Consider the following 15750-nt stretch of genomic DNA (forward strand, 5'->3'; position numbering starts at 1 on the left):
GTTCAGCGGCTGCCGGCCAGGCCGGATTGCAACAGCTTGCGGATCAGCTTCTGCGCCACCGCCGACAGCGCCTCGCGGCTCCAGCCGCTCTGGCCGCCCGAGCCGCTCCACAGGGTGTCGCCCGTGGCCACGTCCAGAATCTGCAGGGTGACGCCTGCGGCGGGCTCACCGTCCACGCCCACCTTGTAGCGCCACTCCTCCACGCTGCCCGCGAGGGCGTAGCGGATCTTCTGCTCGCGCGCCCAGGCCAGCGCGTCTTCGGAGCGCTGCGCGTCGCCGGCGCCGAACAGCGCTTCCTGCTGCGTGGTGGCGGGAGTGCGGCGCACCTGGCCCACGCCCTGCGCGCTCAGCAGCGCCTGGGCGATGGCCTCGGCGCGCTGGCCCGCCAGCGGGGTCTCGGTGTGGTTGGCGAAGGGCAGCACCACCCAGCTCGCCTGGCGGGCCAGCTGCGGCGGGTGGCTCTGGTCCAGGGTGGAGCAGGCGCTGAGAAGGGCGATCGCGCCCGTGGCCAGCAGCAGTCCCAGCTGGCGTGCACGAGAGGGGCGGCGGTGGAGCATGAAGGGTTCTCCTCGATGGTCTTAAAAATGAAGCCGGTACGACAGTTCCAGCACGCGCGTGAGTCCCAGGGACTGCACGCCTGACTTGCCCAGGCCGAAGCTCAGGCGCAAATGGTCCGGGCCCAGCACGCTGCCGGCCAGCCCCAGGCGCAGGTCGTAGCCCGCGCCCAGCAGGCTGTGCCGGGTGAGGCTTACGCTCGCGAAGGGCCGCAGCGCGCGCGTGTGGTCCTGCTCGAAGCGCATGTTGGTGGACAGCCGCACGCCGTAGAACTGGAAGCTCTCGGGCAGGAAGTAGTCCAGGCCCAGGCTCGTGACGCCCGCGGGCGCGAAGCGCTGCAGGAAGTCCTGGCCCTGCTGGCCCAGGAAGAAGGGGTGGCGGCGCTCGAAGCGGTGGGTGGACCAGAAGGCGCCCCATTCCCACGTGGGCGCGTCCTGGCGGTAGGCGTGCGAGTATTCGATCGCGGTGTGGCGCCCGCGGCCCACCTCGGCGCCCGTCTGCAGGCGGTACTGCTCGCTCCACTGCGACAGCAGCAGGCTGTCCTGGCGCGTGGCCTGGTAGCGCAGGTGAGCGGCCACGCGCGTCTTCATGCCGCCCAGGCGCAGCGCCAGGCTTTCCTCGCTGGGCAGGTGCCAGCCCAGTTCGCCGCGCAGGGACAGGCGGTTGTCCAGGCGCTGCTCGTGCTCGATGGACAGGGGCGTGGTGTCCGCGTACCCCCGGCGGCTGGCCACGCGCAGCCGGGTCTCGCCGTCGGCATGGCCCCAGCGCAGCAGCGCGCCCGCGATGTCCTCGCCGGGTGCGTCGCGCAGCTGGTCGGGCGCCGTGACGCGGCGCTGGATGCGGCTCGCGTCCAGGTCCAGCGACAGGCGCGGGCTGATGGCCAGGTGCAGCCGGGCCTCGGCCTGATCTTCGTCGATGGCGCCCAGGTCGCTGTGCCGCGAGAGCATGCCGGCGTGGTCGCTGAAGGCCAGCAGGTTGTCCGTGAGCTGCAGGTGCAGCGGGTTGTCGTCGGGCTGGCTTTCCTGCGTCTCGAAGGCGGCGCTCTGCGCCAGGCGGATGTCGCCCACCGCGGCAGCGGTATTGACGCGGTCGTAGCGCGGCAGGCGCTCGTCGAATTCCTGCAGCAGCTGGCCCGCGGCGGCCTTGTCGTCCTCGGCCAGGGCCACGGTGATCTCGGCCCACAGCGGGCGATTGGTGCGCAGGCTGCGGCTGCGCGCGTACTGGTGCCACAGGAAGCCGCGTTCGGCCGTGTATTCGCCGGCGTCCTGCAGCCAACCTATGGCGGTTTCGGCCGCGGCGTTGGAGTAGCCGCCCTGGGCATCGCGATCCAGGCGCAGTAGCTCGCGCAGCACCTCCTGTGCAGGGTCGCCGGGCCTTTGCAGCAGGATCAGGCGCGCGCGGGCGACGCGCTGCGTGGCCTCCAGCCCTTCCTCGGTGAGCCAGCGCTGGCGCGCCTGCGCGGGAGTCAGGCGCCGGCCGTTCCGCCCCTCCTGCCATTGTTGCGACAGCAGGTGGCGGCGCAGGCGCCAGGCGCGATCCGCCTCCTGGTTCTGCTCCAGGGCATCGGCGTAGTTCATGAGCCAGAGGAAGTCGCCTTCGCGTTCGGCCACATGGGGGCTGAGGTAGCGGTGCAGCGCCACCTGGGGCAGCGACAAGGCCTGGTAGGCGGCCGCCAGCGCCTCATGCAGATCCTCGTCCGCGCTCCAGGCCTGTTCGTGCGCGGCCAGCAGCCGGCGGATCGAGGCCGCGTCGTTGCTGTCGATGAGCAGCCACAGCAGTGCCTGGCGCATGTCGGAGGACGCCGGATCGATGGCCAGCCCCTCTTCGTAGTACTGCCGCGCCTCTGCGAACCGCCCGGCGTTGTGGTGGTAGCCGCCCACCAGGCGCAGGAATTGCCCCGAGCGGCGCATTCGGGCCAGGGAATGGCGCGCGGCGTCGGGGGTGGGGTCGAGCTGATCCAGGGCGTGCGCGAATTCGTTCCACTGGTTGCGGCTGGAGTACAGGGTCAGGGCCTCGATCAGGTGGCGCGGCTCATCGTGCTGCTGCCAGGCCAGCAGTGCCACCTTGGCGGCCTCCAGGGGCTGGTCCTGCTGCAGCAGGCCGATGAGTGCGTCGTAGTCCGCGACGTCGGCATGTTGCGCGTCCACCAGCTTGCGGTAGGCGGCAATGGCGAGCTGGTCGCGCGCCCGGCTCCTGGCCAGGTCGCCCGTGAAGCGCCACAGCTCGGCGGCCGCTTCAGCGGACGCAGGAGGGTGGTCCTGCACGGCCTGCAGCCATTGCAGGCCCAGTTCGGGCTGGCGGTGCTGCAGGGCCAGCACGGCGGCATGCATGGCGCGCTCGGGGGTGATCTGTGCAGGGTCGGCCAGCAGTTGCCGCCAGGTCTGCAGGGCCAGATCGGGCTGGCCTGCGCGTTCGGCCAGCTGCGCCAGCAGCTCCAGCGCCTCGGGGTCCTGCGCGTGCTGGCGCAGGTAGTCGATGGCGGGCTGGGGTTCACCCAGGCGTTCCTGCGCATCGACCAGGGCGCGCATCAGGCGCGGGTCGCCGGAGCGGCTGCGCAGCTGGTGGCGCAGCGCCTGCACCAGCGCTGCATCGTCGAACTGGCCCGGCGCCAGCCGCAACACGGCCTGCCAGGCGGCGTCCTGGTTCGTCTGGCGCGCCAGGACGAGCCAGTTCTCCAGCGCGATGCCGGGGCGCTGCGTCCACTCAGACACCTGTGCCAGGCGCTCGCGCCATCGCATGTCGGCGGGGTTCTGGCGCACCGCGGCGTTGGCGATGGTCCAGGCGTCCTCGAGCTTGCGGTTTTCCAGGAACACCTCGTAGCCCAGGGTGTAGGTCTTGTCGTCGAAGGGCAGGGCGGGCGAAGGCCGGGCGGAGGCCTTGTCCGCCACCTGCTGCGCGAGGCGCAGGGCCGGATGCACGAGCAGGTCGGCGCCATCGTCGAACACCGGCCCCGCCAGCGCGGCAGGCGGCTGCGGGCGCCAGGCGACGGGCCGCAGCGCGAAGTCCTGCTCGGCGCTGGCCCATTGGGTGACCTGCCGTTCGAGCGCCATGCGCAGCAGGCGGCGCACGTAGTGCTCGGCCACGTCGGGGCGGCCTGCGGCGCGTGCCAGCTGCGTGAGCATGAACAGGGTCTGCGGGTCGTCGGCCAGGGGGCCCAGCTCGCGCTCGGCCAGCTCCAGGGCGGCCGCGGTCTGGTTGCCCGACCGCAGTGCGGCAATGGCCGCGCCGTAGTACGCCTTGGCCTGGGCTGGGTCGGGGGTGCTGTCGCGCGCGGACAGGTAGAGCTGCGCGCAGCCCTCGTAGTCGCCGCGCGCCAGCGCTTCCCTGGCTTCGCGCTCGTAGTACAGGGCGGCCTCGCGCGGGTCCTGCGGGGCTTCCCGGCGACTGAGTGCCAGGGCGATCTCCTGCTCGCCGAACTGACTGGCCAAGGCTGCCAGCCTATCCTGCCGCTCCTGGGGCCAGCCTTCCTGCGCCAGCTGGCGTATGTGCCGCCGCAGCCCATCGAGCAGCGCGAGCCGCCTGTCAGGCTCGCGGTCCGGGACATGCCGGTACTCGGAGTGGAGCAGGTCCCATTGCGCCCACAGCGCTTCCTTGCGCAATGCGGGGTCGGCCGAGTCCAGGGCGGGCTGCAGCGTCGTGCGCGCGCTGGCGGTGTCGCCATGGGCGATCTGGCGCTGCGCGAGCAGCAGGCGCAGGCGCGGGTTGTCGGGGTCGCTGCGCAGCAGGTTGTTCAGGTAGGCGGTGGACAGCTCGGTCTCGCCGCTCGTCGCCAGGCGCTGCTCCAGATTCTGGCGCGGGTATAGCAGCCACAGCGCGCCGCACGCCATGGCGGTGAGCAGCGCGACGAGCCAGTTGGGCGCAAGGATGGGCCGCTCAACGCTCTGGGCAGAGGATCTGGATCTGGGCGGCGGCATCGGGCAGCTTGAACTGTTGCACTGCGGTGCGGTCCTGTGCGGCAGGGCGCAGGGCGGTGAGGGTGCGCTGGCCGGCGCGCACCTGGCAGGCCTGGGTGTTGGCCAGGGCAAACTCCAGCGGCACATGGCCCTGGAGCGTGAATTGCACGCGCCGGCCATCGCCCTCGGCCTGCCAGTCGACCAGGCGGGCGTTGGCGTCGTGCAGGTAGGGGGTGGCGGCCTCGCGGCCGTCCGTTTGCAGGAAGGCGGACGGTCCGCTCAGGTGCACGTACAGGCCTTCGCCGCCCCGGCGCCAGCCCGCCACGGCCTGGCTGGCGCCTAGCCGGGGCAGCCCCAGCGCCGGGGGCAGCCGCACGGTGCGCAGGGCGCCATTGCTGCTGCGCAGGCGCCAGCCCTCGCCATCGCGGGCCATGGCGTAGTCGTAGAAGTCCTGCACCTTGGTGACGAACTCGGAGGCGTGTACGGGGTGCAGGGGCTGCGCGAGGGCCCAGTCGTAGACTTTCTTCAGCGCCTTGAGCGCGGCGGGCTTGCTGGCCGAGTAGGTGTGGTAGTAGATGCCCACGGGCTTGATGCGCCGGGGGCTGTCCGTCATCTCGAAGGTCTCTATGGCGCGCTCGAAACCGTAGTACGGCCCCGTCCACAGGTTGGTGTAGATGTTCTCGTTGGTGATGGGGGCGTAGACCTGCAAGAACCCGCCCTTGCGGATGCCCAGCGCCCCCACGGCCGTGAGCGAGGGGTTGGCGCGGCTGATGGAGGTGTCGCCGCCGTTGATGTTCAGCAGCCCGGCGCGGTGGGTGATCTCCAGCGCACGGGCGCTGGGCGCCGTGTCGCCCGTCCATTGCAGGACCTTGACGGGCTTGCCGCTGGGCGCCAGGCGCTCGTTGATGTAGTGGCTTGAGCCCACGATCTCGCGCTCCAGGTCCATGGTGTAGCCGGGAACCACCAGGGACTGCGCCGCCTCCGGGTTCTCCTTGAAAAGACCGTGCTGCACGTTCGCGTCCCACAGGAAGGGGTGGCTATAGGTATGGCTGCCGACCTCGATGTGGGGCAGGCGGAAAATCTTGCGCGCCACTTCCTCCATGCGCGGGCTCAGGCCGGGGTACAGGCCGTCGGGGGCCACCTCGGCTTCGATGACGGACATGGTCTGGGGGATGCGGTACTTCTCGAATATCTCCTTGAGCAGCACCTGGGCGGCCAGCGGGCTGCCGGGGAACTCCGCCAGCGAGGGAAAGCCGTCGCCGTCCACATGGGCCAGCAACAGGCGGCGGCCGTTCTCCGTGGTCGTGTCGGGCACCGGAATGGCGGGCAGGCGCAGGGCCTGCTGCAGGAAGGCGAAGGGATCGACCAGCCAGCGCGCGTCCTCCGTTCCGGGGATCTCGAACAGCACGTTGGGGTCGAGAATGAAGCCGCCCCAGGGGGTGATGGCGCCGCCAACGAAGGTGCGGCCGCGGGCGTCGCGCAGCTCCACCAGGGGCTGGGCCTGGCGCGCCATGTCGGGCGCCAGCTGCACCAGTTCGGTCTGCCGGGAGGGCAGGGGGAGCGGGTTCTCCAGCCCCATCATGGGGGCGAGCTGCACCTGGCGCAATGCGCCCTGGGGCTCGGCCCTGTCGAGCGCCAGCCCCAGGCTACGCGTGAGGACGCGGTCGGGCGTCATGCCCCAGTCGCCCACCACCGCCAGCGGCATGCCTTCGTGGATGCGCGCCTGCAGCCATTGGCTCAGGCCGGCGCGTTTCGCCGCAGGCACGTAGCCGGAGAACCAGCTCACCACGCCGGCATAGCGGTCGCGCGCCATCAGGCCGGGCAGGCTGTCGCGTACGTCCACGTAGTCCGTCACGTAGCCCATGTGGTTGAGCGGCATCTGCAGGAAGCGGTGGGCGTTGGCGTAGTTGAGCGCGGGCGATTCGCCGCCGTTGTAGAGCACCAGCACGCGCCGCGGCACCGGTTCGATGCTGCCCATGCCGATGGTCGCCAACTGCGCGTCGGTGACCCAGGGGATGAAGCCATCCTGCAGGATCCTTTGGGCTGTGGCGCGCGTGAGCGCCCGGTCGTGCGGCGAGACGTAGTCGATCACCAGCACGGGCAGGCCGTCGCGCTGCCGGACGGTGCGCAGCTGGTCCATGAGCCATTGCCGGTCCTGGTTGGGCACTTCCTCGTAGCGCCGGGTCTTGGCATTCCAGCGCTGGTAGAGCGATTCGGCGGCCACCATCTCGACCATGCCCCGCACCTGCGGCAGGATGTCGAAACCCCGGTTGAGGATGAGCCGGATGCCGGGGAAGCGCTGGTGCAGTGTCTCGATCACCCGCACAAGCCCCTGCTGCTGGGCCTGCTCGTCGAACGTGCCCGCCAGGCGGTAGGAGTCCAGCGTGTCGAGGAAGAACCCCCGGAAGCCGCGCTCCCACAGGGGGGCGACGACGCGGCTGGCGAAGAAATCGGGCCATGCCGCCACGCTCTGGTCGATGACCTCCGACTGCCAGTCCTGGTTGCGCGCCAGTTTCCAGTCCGCCGGGATGTCCGCGTGGTAGCCGCGCGAGGGCTGCACTTCGGTCACCGAGACATAGGCATACACCTTGGTGGCGGGCTCCAGCGCGCGGGCCTGGCGCGCCGCCTCGTGGTCGGGGTCCACCACCAACAGATCGAAGGCGCGGAACTCGCCCAGGGGGATTTCATGGCCGTAGTACAGCGCCACCGCGGGCGTGGCGGCCTGGGCGCTCCAGGCCAGCGGCAGCAAGGCCAGCCCCCATGCCAGGCGCGTGCACAACTGCAACAACTGCAAAAGGAAGCGGAAGGCCATGGGACCGGAAGGGGCTGCCAATAGGGTTTTGGAGGGCTTGCGTACCCAAAATTCGAATTGTATTGGGTGCAAAATCGTATCGATTGATTTCCCAATCCATCGGATTGTCACGTTTGTTAACACTGCGTTTGCCACAATCCCGACCAGACTTGTACGCATATAGGAGGGATCTGTGATCTTGGTGACCGGAGGCGCGGGCTACATCGGCTCGCACATGTGTGTGGCGCTGGCTCAGGCGAACGAGCCGTTCCTGGTATTGGACAACTTTGGCAACAGCCGCCCCTCGGTGCTGGAGCGCATCGGGCGCATCACGGGGCGCGAGCCCGAATGCGTGCGGGGCGACGTGCGCGACGCGGCGCTGCTGCAGCAGTTGTTTGCACGCCACGAATTCACGGCGGTGATCCACTTCGCCGCGCTCAAGGCGGTGGGCGAATCGGTGCGCGAGCCCCTGGCGTACTACGACAACAACGTCGCGGGCACGGTCACGCTGCTGCAGGCCATGCGGCAGGCGGGCGTGCGCCAGCTGGTGTTCTCGTCGTCCGCCACGGTGTATGGCGACCCGGCCTCCTTGCCGATACGCGAGGACTGCCCGCTCTCGGCCACCAACCCCTACGGCTGGAGCAAGCTGATGATGGAGCAGGTGCTGGCCGACGTGGACGCGAGCGAGCCCGGCCAGTGGCGCATTGCGCGGCTGCGCTACTTCAACCCCGTGGGCGCGCACGAGAGTGGCCTGATCGGCGAGGACCCGCAGGGCGTGCCCAACAACCTCATGCCCTACGTGGCGCAAGTGGCCTCCGGCCAGCGCGAGTTCCTGAACGTCTGGGGCAGCGACTACCCCACGCCCGACGGCACGGGGCTGCGCGACTATATCCATGTCTGCGACCTGGCCGAGGGCCACGTGGCGGCGCTGCGCTACCTACGCGAGCACCCGGGCCTGCTGACGGTGAACCTGGGCACGGGCCGGCCCGTGTCGGTGCTGGAGATGGTGCGCGGCTTCGAGCAGGCCAGTGGCCGCCCCGTGCCCTACAGGCTCGCCGAGCGCCGCCCGGGCGACGTGGCGGCATGCTGGGCCGACCCGGGCCTGGCCGAGCGGCTGCTGGGCTGGCGCGCCACGCGCGACGTGCAGGCCATGTGCCAGGATGCCTGGCGCTGGCAGGACGGCGTGGCGCGCACGCTGCAGCCGGCGTGAGCCGTGGTATCTTGCGCGCCCCAGCCGTAGAACGATTCCCATGCTTGCCAAACGCATCATCCCCTGCCTGGACGTGACCGGTGGCCGCGTCGTCAAGGGCGTCAACTTCGTCGAACTGCGCGATGCGGGCGACCCGGTGGAGATCGCCGCGCGCTACAACGAGCAGGGCGCCGACGAGCTCACCTTCCTCGACATCACCGCCACCAGTGACGGGCGCGACCTGATCCTGCCCATCATCGAGGCCGTGGCTAGCCAGGTCTTCATTCCGCTCACCGTGGGCGGCGGCGTACGCACGGTGGCCGACGTGCGCCGCCTGCTCAACGCGGGCGCGGACAAGACCAGCTTCAACTCCGCGGCCATCGCCAATCCCGACGTGATCGACCAGGCGTCCGGTAAGTACGGCGCGCAGTGCATCGTGGTGGCCATCGACGCCAAGCGCCGCCAGGGCCAGGAGGTGGCCGAGCGCGGCGAGGGCTGGGACGTGTACAGCCACGGCGGGCGCAAGAATACGGGGCTGGACGCCGTGCGCTGGGCCGAGGAGATGGCGCGCCGCGGCGCGGGCGAGATCCTGCTCACCAGCATGGACCGCGACGGCACCAAGAGCGGCTTCGACCTGCAGCTCACGCGCGCCGTGAGCGACGCCGTGGGCGTGCCCGTGATCGCATCGGGCGGCGTGGGCAACCTGGATCACCTGGCCGACGGCGTGCAGCAGGGCGGCGCCGACGCGGTGCTGGCCGCCAGCATCTTCCACTACGGCGAATTCACCGTGCGCCAGGCCAAGGAGCACATGCGCGCGCGCGGCATTCCCGTGCGGCTGTAGCCGGTTTTTGAGTCAAATCGGGCTCCGGTGCTTGCCTGGCAAGCGTTGGCTGCTATCAAAATAAATAGGCGATGCTGCGTTGCCGCAAACATTCGACAATGGCGCCATGAACTGGCTCGATCAAGTGAAATGGGACGCGCAGGGCCTGGTGCCCGTCATCGCGCAGGAGGCCGCCACGGGCGACGTGCTGATGTTCGCCTGGATGGATCGCGAGGCGCTGCAGAAGACCGCCGAGCTGGGCCGTGCCGTGTACTACAGCCGCTCGCGCGCCAGGCTCTGGTTCAAGGGCGAGGAGTCGGGCCACGTGCAGCAGGTCCACGAAATCCGCTTGGACTGCGACAACGACGTGGTGCTGCTGAAAGTGACGCAGCTCGGCCACGAGCCCGGCATCGCCTGCCACACGGGGCGCCACAGCTGTTTCTTCAGCGTGCTCAAGGACGGGGCGTGGCAGCCCGTCGACCCGGTCTTGAAAGACCCCGAATCCATTTACAAGTAAGACCATGCCAAGCAACGATTCCCTGGCGCGCCTGGCCGCCGTGATCGAGAGCCGCAAGCCCGCCAACGGCGGCGACCCGCAGGCGAGCTACGTTGCGCGCCTGCTGCACAAGGGCCCCGACGCCTTCCTGAAGAAGATCGGTGAGGAGGCCACCGAGGTAGTGATGGCAGCCAAGGACGTGGACCATGGCGCCCCAGCGGCCAAGCTCGTCTACGAGGTGGCCGACCTGTGGTTCCATTCTATGGTCGCGCTGGCCCACTACGGCCTGGCGCCGGCCGACGTGATCGCTGAGCTCGAGCGCCGCGAGGGCACCAGCGGCATCGAGGAAAAGGCGCTGCGCAAGGCCACAGGCCGCGCCAGCGAGGAAGGAGGCGGGCAGTGAGCAACGACATCATTGACGTGGAGCCCGACGAGCGCGCCGAAAGCCTCAAGGCCATTGGCTGGGTCAGCTACATCCTGCACCTGATCGTGGCCGTGGGCGCCGTGATGCCGGGCGCGCAGCCGGGCGTGGCGCTGCTCATCGTGGCGCTGGTCATCGACTTGGTGAAGAAAAGCGACGCCGAGGGCACCTGGCAGGCCAGCCATTTCGCGTGGCGCATACGCACCGTGCTGTGGGCCGGCGTGCTCTACGTCGTCACGACGCCGCTCTGGCTGCTGTTCTTCTTCCCCGGCTGGATCGCCTGGGGCCTGATCTCCATCTGGTTCCTGTACCGCATCGTGCGCGGCATGGTGTCCATGAACAAGGGCCAGGCCGTCGATGGCTGAGCAGGCACCCGCGCCGCCCCTGAACCTGGCGCTGCAGGGCGGCGGCTCGCACGGCGCATTCACCTGGGGCGTGCTCGATGCGCTGCTGGAGGACGGGGGCTTCGTGCTCGAAGGCATCAGCGGCACCAGCGCCGGCGCCATGAACGCGGTGGCGCTGGCCCATGGGTTCGCCCAGGCGGCGCTGCAGCACAAGGATGCGGCCGAGGCGCACCGGGCGGGCTGCGCGCTGGCGCGCGAGTCGCTCACGCGCCTGTGGGAGGGCGTGGGCGCCATGGGCAGCCTGATGTGGGGCGTGCCGCTGCAGGGCAACCCGCTGCTGGGCATGATGAGCCAATGGCTTTCGCCCTACCAGACCAATCCGCTGGGCATCAACCCGCTGCGCGGCCTGCTTGAGCGCGTGGTGGATTTCGACGCGCTGTGCCATGCGCGCCGCGCGTCCGTGCCCAAGGTGTTCGTGTGCGCGACCAACGTGCGCACGGGCCGCGGCGAAATCTTCTCGGGCGCGCGCCTGTCGGCCGACGCAGTCATGGCCTCGGCCTGCCTGCCGCTGATGTTCAAGGCAGTGCCGATCGGCGGCGAGCATTACTGGGACGGAGGCTTCTCCGGCAACCCCGCGCTGTACCCGCTGATCTATCAGACGCAATGCGCCGACGTGCTGCTGGTGCAGATCAACCCCATAGAGCACCGCGACCTGCCCGATACCGCGCAGGAGATCATGGAGCGCATGAACGAGGTCACCTTCAACGCCAGCCTGCTGGGCGAGCTGCGCGCCATCGACTTCGTGCGCCGCCTGCTGGCCGAGGGGCGGCTCGATCCGCAGCACTACAAGAGCATGCGCATGCACCGCATAGACGGCGGCAGCGTGCTGGCCGCGTTCGGCGACGCCAGCAAGACGCGCGCCGACATGGGCTTCGTGCGCCAGCTGTTCCAGCTGGGGCGCACCGAAGGGGAGCGCTGGCTGCACCGCCATCGCCGCGACGTAGGGGTGCAGCACACCCTGCATTTGACGGACAATCACTGATTGATCGCCCCGGGCGCCTTCTTCTCCCCGCTTTTCCCATGCACGACCCCAATTGCCTCTTCTGCAAGATCATTGCTGGCCAGATTCCGTCCAAGAAGGTGTACGAGGACGAACAGGTCTTCGCCTTCCACGACATCCACCCCTGGGCTCCCGTGCACTTTCTCATCGTGCCCAGGCTGCACCTGCACTCCATGGCGGCCGTCACGCCCGAGCATGCGGGCCTGCTGGGCCACATGATGGCGCTGGCCCCGAAGCTGGCCATGGAACAGGGCTGCAACCCCTATCCGGATGGGGGTTTTCGCATCGTGGTCAACACCGGAACAGAAGGCGGGCAGGAAATCCACCACCTGCACATGCACGTGATCGGCGGGCCACGCCCCTGGCTCAGGGGTTGAACCATGGCAAGCCGCCCCGCATCTGACGGGCGGTGTGGATATGCGGGGTCCGGCAGGTCCGTCGGCGTCTAGAATGGACCGCATTCGTTAGGAGATTTTCATGGGATCGTTTTCCATTTGGCACTGGCTCATCGTGCTGCTCATCGTCGTCATGGTGTTCGGCACCAAGAAGCTCAAGAACATCGGCTCCGACCTGGGCAGCGCGGTCAAGGGTTTCAAGGACGGCATGAAGGACGGCGCCAGCGGCGATGACCAGCAGGCACAGGCCGGCGCACCCGCCGGCCAGGTGACCAACGGCCAGACTGCCGACAAGACCACCATCGACGTGGAAGCCAAGCAAAAGAGCTGAACGCCCCTTTGCCTGAGCACTCCTCATGATCGACATCGGCCTGTCCAAGATGGCGCTCATCGGCGCCGTAGCGCTCATCGTCATCGGCCCGGAGAAGCTGCCGCGCGTGGCGCGCACCGTGGGCACCTTGCTCGGCAAGGCGCAGCGCTATGTGGCCGACGTGAAGGCGGAGGTCAACCGCTCCATGGAGCTCGACGAGCTCAAGAAGATGAAGGACGAGGTGGAAAGCGCCGCGCGCGACGTGGAGCAGAGCATCCAGACCGGCGCCAGCGATCTGCAGAAGGACATGGAGCAGAGCCTGGGTGGCTATGGCGCCGCCTCCGAAGCCGCAGGTTCGTCGCCGGACCTGTCCACCGTGGTTCCGGCCTACAGGCACCCGGGCAAGAACTGGCGCCTCAAGCGCGCCGCCGTGCCGCAGTGGTACAAGGCGCGTGCCGGCGTGCGCACCAAGGCGCAGTCAGGCGCGGCGCGCGTGGCGCGATTCAGGCCCCAGAAATTCCATTGACCCCATGACGTTGGCTGCGCCGCGCGCGCAGCTGGAGCGGGCGCCATGCCCGCCACATTTCCACCATGTCCGAAACGCAGAATAAAGAAGACGAGCTCGCCGGTACCGAGCAGCCCTTCGTGCAGCACCTGATGGAGCTGCGCGACCGCCTCGTGAAGGCGATGATCGCGATCGGCGTGGTCGCGGCCGTGCTGTTCTTCTATCCCGGCCCGGGGCAACTGTACGACCTGCTGGCCGCGCCGCTCGTGGCCCACCTGCCGCAGGGCGCGACCATGATTGCCACCTCGGTGATCTCGCCCTTCATGGTGCCGCTGAAGATCCTGCTGATGACGGCCTTCCTGATCGCGCTTCCCTTCGTGCTGTGGCAGGTGTGGGCCTTCGTGGCGCCGGGCCTGTACTCGCACGAGAAGCGCCTGGTGCTGCCGCTGGTCATCTCCAGCACCGTGCTGTTCTTCATCGGCGTGGCCTTCTGCTACTTCTTCGTGTTCGGCCAGGTGTTCAGCTTCATCCAGGGCTTCGCGCCCAAGAGCATCACGGCCGCGCCCGACATCGAGGCCTACCTGGGCTTCGTGCTCACTATGTTTCTGGCCTTCGGCCTGGCCTTCGAGGTGCCGATCGCCGTGGTAGTGCTCGCGCGCCTGGGCCTGGTGAGCGTGGACAAGCTCAAGAGCTTCCGCGGCTACTTCATCGTGGCGGCCTTCGTGATCGCCGCCATCGTCACGCCGCCGGACGTGGTCTCGCAGCTGGCGCTGGCCGTCCCGATGTGCCTGCTGTATGAAATCGGCATCTGGGCGGCGCAGCTGTTCATCCGCAACACCCAGGCGCCTGAGGATACGCAGGAATCGGCTTCCTGAACGGTTTTCGATAAAAACAGCTGCCAGCGCCCATGTATAAAGCGCTGGAAGCTATTTTTTTGAGAGTGAATCCCTAGCGGCGCTGCTGCACGCGCGGGCGCGTTCCGGGCACCACCGACACCTTGATCTGCGTGTCGCCGCGCTGCAGCTCGAAGCTCGCAGCCTGGCCCGGCTGCAGGGCCGCCACGGCCGTGAGCAGCTGCGACACGTTGTCGGTGGACTTGCCGGCCACCTTCAGGATCACGTCGCCGGGGCGTATGCCGGCCTGCGCGGCGGGGCCGCCCTGCAGCACGCCGGTGATGATCACGCCCTCGGTGGCCTTCACGCCGAAGGTCTGGGCCAGCTCGGGCGACAGCTCGTTGGGCTCCACGCCGATCCAGCCGCGCGTGACCTGGCCGTCGCGCACGATGCCTTCGAGCACCTGCTTGGCCGTCGAGACGGGAATCGCGAAGCCTATGCCCATGCTGCCGCCCGAGCGCGAGTAGATGGCGGTGTTGATGCCCATGAGGTTGCCGTTCACGTCCACCAGCGCGCCGCCGGAATTGCCCGGATTGATGGCCGCATCGGTCTGGATGAAGTTCTCGAAGGTGTTGATGCCCAGGTGCGTGCGCCCCAGCGCCGAGACGATGCCGCTGGTCACTGTCTGGCCCACGCCGAAGGGGTTGCCTATGGCCAGTACCTGGTCGCCCACGGCGAGCTTGTCGGAATCGCCAAGCACGATCACGGGTAGCTTGTCCAGCTGCACCTTGAGCACTGCCAGGTCTGTCTCGGGGTCCGTGCCTATGACGGTGGCGCGCGCGCGCCGGCTGTCGGTGAGCGTGACCTCGATCTCGTCGGCCCCCTCGACCACGTGGTTGTTGGTCAGGATGTAGCCATCGGGGCTGATGATCACGCCGCTGCCCAGGCCCGTCTGCGCCTGCGGGCCCTGGTCGCCGAAGAAGAACTGGAACCACGGGTCGTCGCTGCGCGGGTGGCGTACCTCCTTGCTGGTGTTGATGCTCACCACGGCCGGCGCCGCCTTGCGCGCGGCCGTGCTGAAGCTGCCCGCCGCGGGCTGAGAGCCGGAGGACGGGGGCGCCTCTATGAGCGAAATACCCGTGCCGCTCGTGGCCGGTCCGCGCTGCAGCCAGCCGGGCTGCAGCGTGGTGACGACGAAGTAGGCGGCGAGGAGCACCGTCACGGCCTGGGAAAACAGCAACCAATAGCGCTTCATGATGGATGGTGGAGGGGAGATCGTGGCGATGAAAGCGCCCATTGTCGCGTGTCTGCGGGGCGGAAACACGCTCTTGGCACAATCGGAGCCATGAGCATCCAGCGACATGATCTTCTGGCCCATTTCGACGCCCTGCTGCAGCCCGAGCGCTTCAAGGACTACGGCCCCAACGGCCTGCAGGTCGAGGGCAGGGGCGAGATCGCGCGCATCGTCAGCGGCGTCACGGCCAGCCGCGCGCTGATCGACGCCGCCATTGCGGCGCGCGCCGATGCGATCTTCGTGCACCATGGCCTGTTCTGGCGCGGCATGGATGGCCGCGTCACCGGCTGGATGAAAGAGCGCCTGCAGCGCCTGCTGGCGCACGACATCAACCTGTTCGCCTACCACCTGCCGCTGGATGCCCATGCCGAGCTGGGCAACAACGCGCAGCTCGGCTGCGTGCTCGGCTGGCAGGCGGACCAGCGCTTTGGCGAGCAGGAGCTGGGCTTCGCCGCCCCCGCGGCCTTTGCCGACGCCGCCGACCTGGCCGCGCATGTCCGGGCGGCGCTCGGGCGCAGCGTGACCCTGGTGGCGCCCGAGGGCGGGCGCCCGATCCGGCGCGTGGCCTGGTGCACGGGCGGCGCGCAGGGCTTCTTCGAATCCGCTATCGCCGCGGGGGCCGACGCCTTCATCACTGGCGAGATTTCCGAGCCCCAGACCCATCTGGCGCGCGAGACCGGCGTGGCCTTCATCGCTGCGGGCCACCACGCCACAGAGCGCTACGGCGCGCCCGCCGTCGCGGCCCACGCAGCGCGGCAGCTGGGACTGGAGCACCAGTTCATCGACATCGACAACCCCGCCTGATGAGCACTATGTTTATCGTAGCTTCCCGCGCTTGAAGGAC

The 15750-nt window shown here is 69.0% G+C and carries 15 protein-coding genes; 11 read left to right on the plus strand and 4 right to left on the minus strand.

Translation table 11 applies throughout. The features are described from left to right. Positions 1-2: 2 nt before the first annotated feature. The 3 genes from ALIDE2_RS04190 to ALIDE2_RS04200 are packed head-to-tail and all read right to left on the minus strand — an operon-like array spanning position 3 to position 7260. Positions 3-557 (minus strand): hypothetical protein, encoded by a 555-nt coding sequence (locus tag ALIDE2_RS04190; protein WP_011804220.1) that lies wholly within the window; start codon positions 555-557, stop codon positions 3-5. Positions 558-578: 21 nt separating this feature from the next. Beyond that, the gene (locus ALIDE2_RS04195; protein ID WP_238530099.1) at positions 579-4469 is read right to left on the minus strand and encodes a tetratricopeptide repeat protein; all 3891 of its coding nucleotides are present in this window, start codon (positions 4467-4469) and stop codon (positions 579-581) included. Next, positions 4429-7260, minus strand: a complete 2832-nt coding sequence (locus ALIDE2_RS04200; protein ID WP_013517779.1) for a bifunctional glycoside hydrolase/polysaccharide deacetylase family protein — start codon at positions 7258-7260, stop codon at positions 4429-4431. The genes ALIDE2_RS04195 and ALIDE2_RS04200 overlap by 41 nt, the downstream gene beginning before the upstream one ends. Positions 7261-7432: 172 nt before the next feature. Between ALIDE2_RS04200 and galE the strand changes: the two genes are divergently transcribed. The 10 genes from galE (at position 7433) to tatC (ending at position 13654) form a co-directional block, all read left to right on the plus strand. Further along, entirely contained in the window at positions 7433-8449 is a 1017-nt protein-coding gene (gene galE, locus ALIDE2_RS04205; protein WP_013721471.1) for a UDP-glucose 4-epimerase GalE, read from the plus strand. Positions 8450-8489: 40 nt separating this feature from the next. Further along, positions 8490-9269 (plus strand): imidazole glycerol phosphate synthase subunit HisF, encoded by a 780-nt coding sequence (gene hisF, locus ALIDE2_RS04210; RefSeq protein WP_013517781.1) that lies wholly within the window; start codon positions 8490-8492, stop codon positions 9267-9269. Positions 9270-9375: 106 nt separating this feature from the next. Next, the gene (hisI, locus tag ALIDE2_RS04215; protein WP_013517782.1) at positions 9376-9765 is read left to right on the plus strand and encodes a phosphoribosyl-AMP cyclohydrolase; all 390 of its coding nucleotides are present in this window, start codon (positions 9376-9378) and stop codon (positions 9763-9765) included. 4 nt (positions 9766-9769) lie between these two features. Then, positions 9770-10147 (plus strand): phosphoribosyl-ATP diphosphatase, encoded by a 378-nt coding sequence (locus ALIDE2_RS04220; RefSeq protein WP_013517783.1) that lies wholly within the window; start codon positions 9770-9772, stop codon positions 10145-10147. Then, positions 10144-10530, plus strand: coding sequence for a DUF4870 family protein (locus tag ALIDE2_RS04225; RefSeq protein WP_013517784.1), 387 nt, complete (start codon positions 10144-10146; stop codon positions 10528-10530). The genes ALIDE2_RS04220 and ALIDE2_RS04225 overlap by 4 nt, the downstream gene beginning before the upstream one ends. After that, the gene (locus tag ALIDE2_RS04230) at positions 10523-11551 is read left to right on the plus strand and encodes a patatin-like phospholipase family protein (protein ID WP_013721472.1); all 1029 of its coding nucleotides are present in this window, start codon (positions 10523-10525) and stop codon (positions 11549-11551) included. The genes ALIDE2_RS04225 and ALIDE2_RS04230 overlap by 8 nt, the downstream gene beginning before the upstream one ends. Positions 11552-11589: 38 nt before the next feature. Continuing rightward, the gene (locus ALIDE2_RS04235; protein WP_013517786.1) at positions 11590-11946 is read left to right on the plus strand and encodes a histidine triad nucleotide-binding protein; all 357 of its coding nucleotides are present in this window, start codon (positions 11590-11592) and stop codon (positions 11944-11946) included. A 100-nt stretch (positions 11947-12046) separates the two neighbouring features. Further along, positions 12047-12295, plus strand: coding sequence for a Sec-independent protein translocase subunit TatA (gene tatA / locus ALIDE2_RS04240; RefSeq protein ID WP_013517787.1), 249 nt, complete (start codon positions 12047-12049; stop codon positions 12293-12295). Positions 12296-12320: 25 nt separating this feature from the next. Further along, on the plus strand, positions 12321-12800 hold the full coding sequence (tatB, locus tag ALIDE2_RS04245) for a Sec-independent protein translocase protein TatB (protein ID WP_013517788.1): 480 nt from the start codon (positions 12321-12323) through the stop codon (positions 12798-12800). Between the two features lie 65 nt (positions 12801-12865). After that, positions 12866-13654, plus strand: coding sequence for a twin-arginine translocase subunit TatC (gene tatC / locus ALIDE2_RS04250; RefSeq protein ID WP_013517789.1), 789 nt, complete (start codon positions 12866-12868; stop codon positions 13652-13654). A 73-nt stretch (positions 13655-13727) separates the two neighbouring features. On the opposite strand, the gene ALIDE2_RS04255 is transcribed toward tatC, so the two are convergent. Beyond that, positions 13728-14867, minus strand: coding sequence for a Do family serine endopeptidase (locus tag ALIDE2_RS04255; protein WP_013517790.1), 1140 nt, complete (start codon positions 14865-14867; stop codon positions 13728-13730). Between the two features lie 90 nt (positions 14868-14957). Here ALIDE2_RS04255 and ALIDE2_RS04260 point away from each other — a divergent pair, with 90 nt between their 5' ends. Next, positions 14958-15710 carry a Nif3-like dinuclear metal center hexameric protein gene (locus ALIDE2_RS04260; protein WP_013721473.1) on the plus strand — a complete coding sequence of 251 codons (753 nt, stop codon included), beginning with the start codon at positions 14958-14960 and terminating at the stop codon, positions 15708-15710. Positions 15711-15750 lie beyond the last annotated feature (40 nt).

The sequence above is a fragment of the Alicycliphilus denitrificans K601 genome, from assembly GCF_000204645.1.
GTDB classification, from domain to species: domain Bacteria; phylum Pseudomonadota; class Gammaproteobacteria; order Burkholderiales; family Burkholderiaceae_C; genus Alicycliphilus; species Alicycliphilus denitrificans.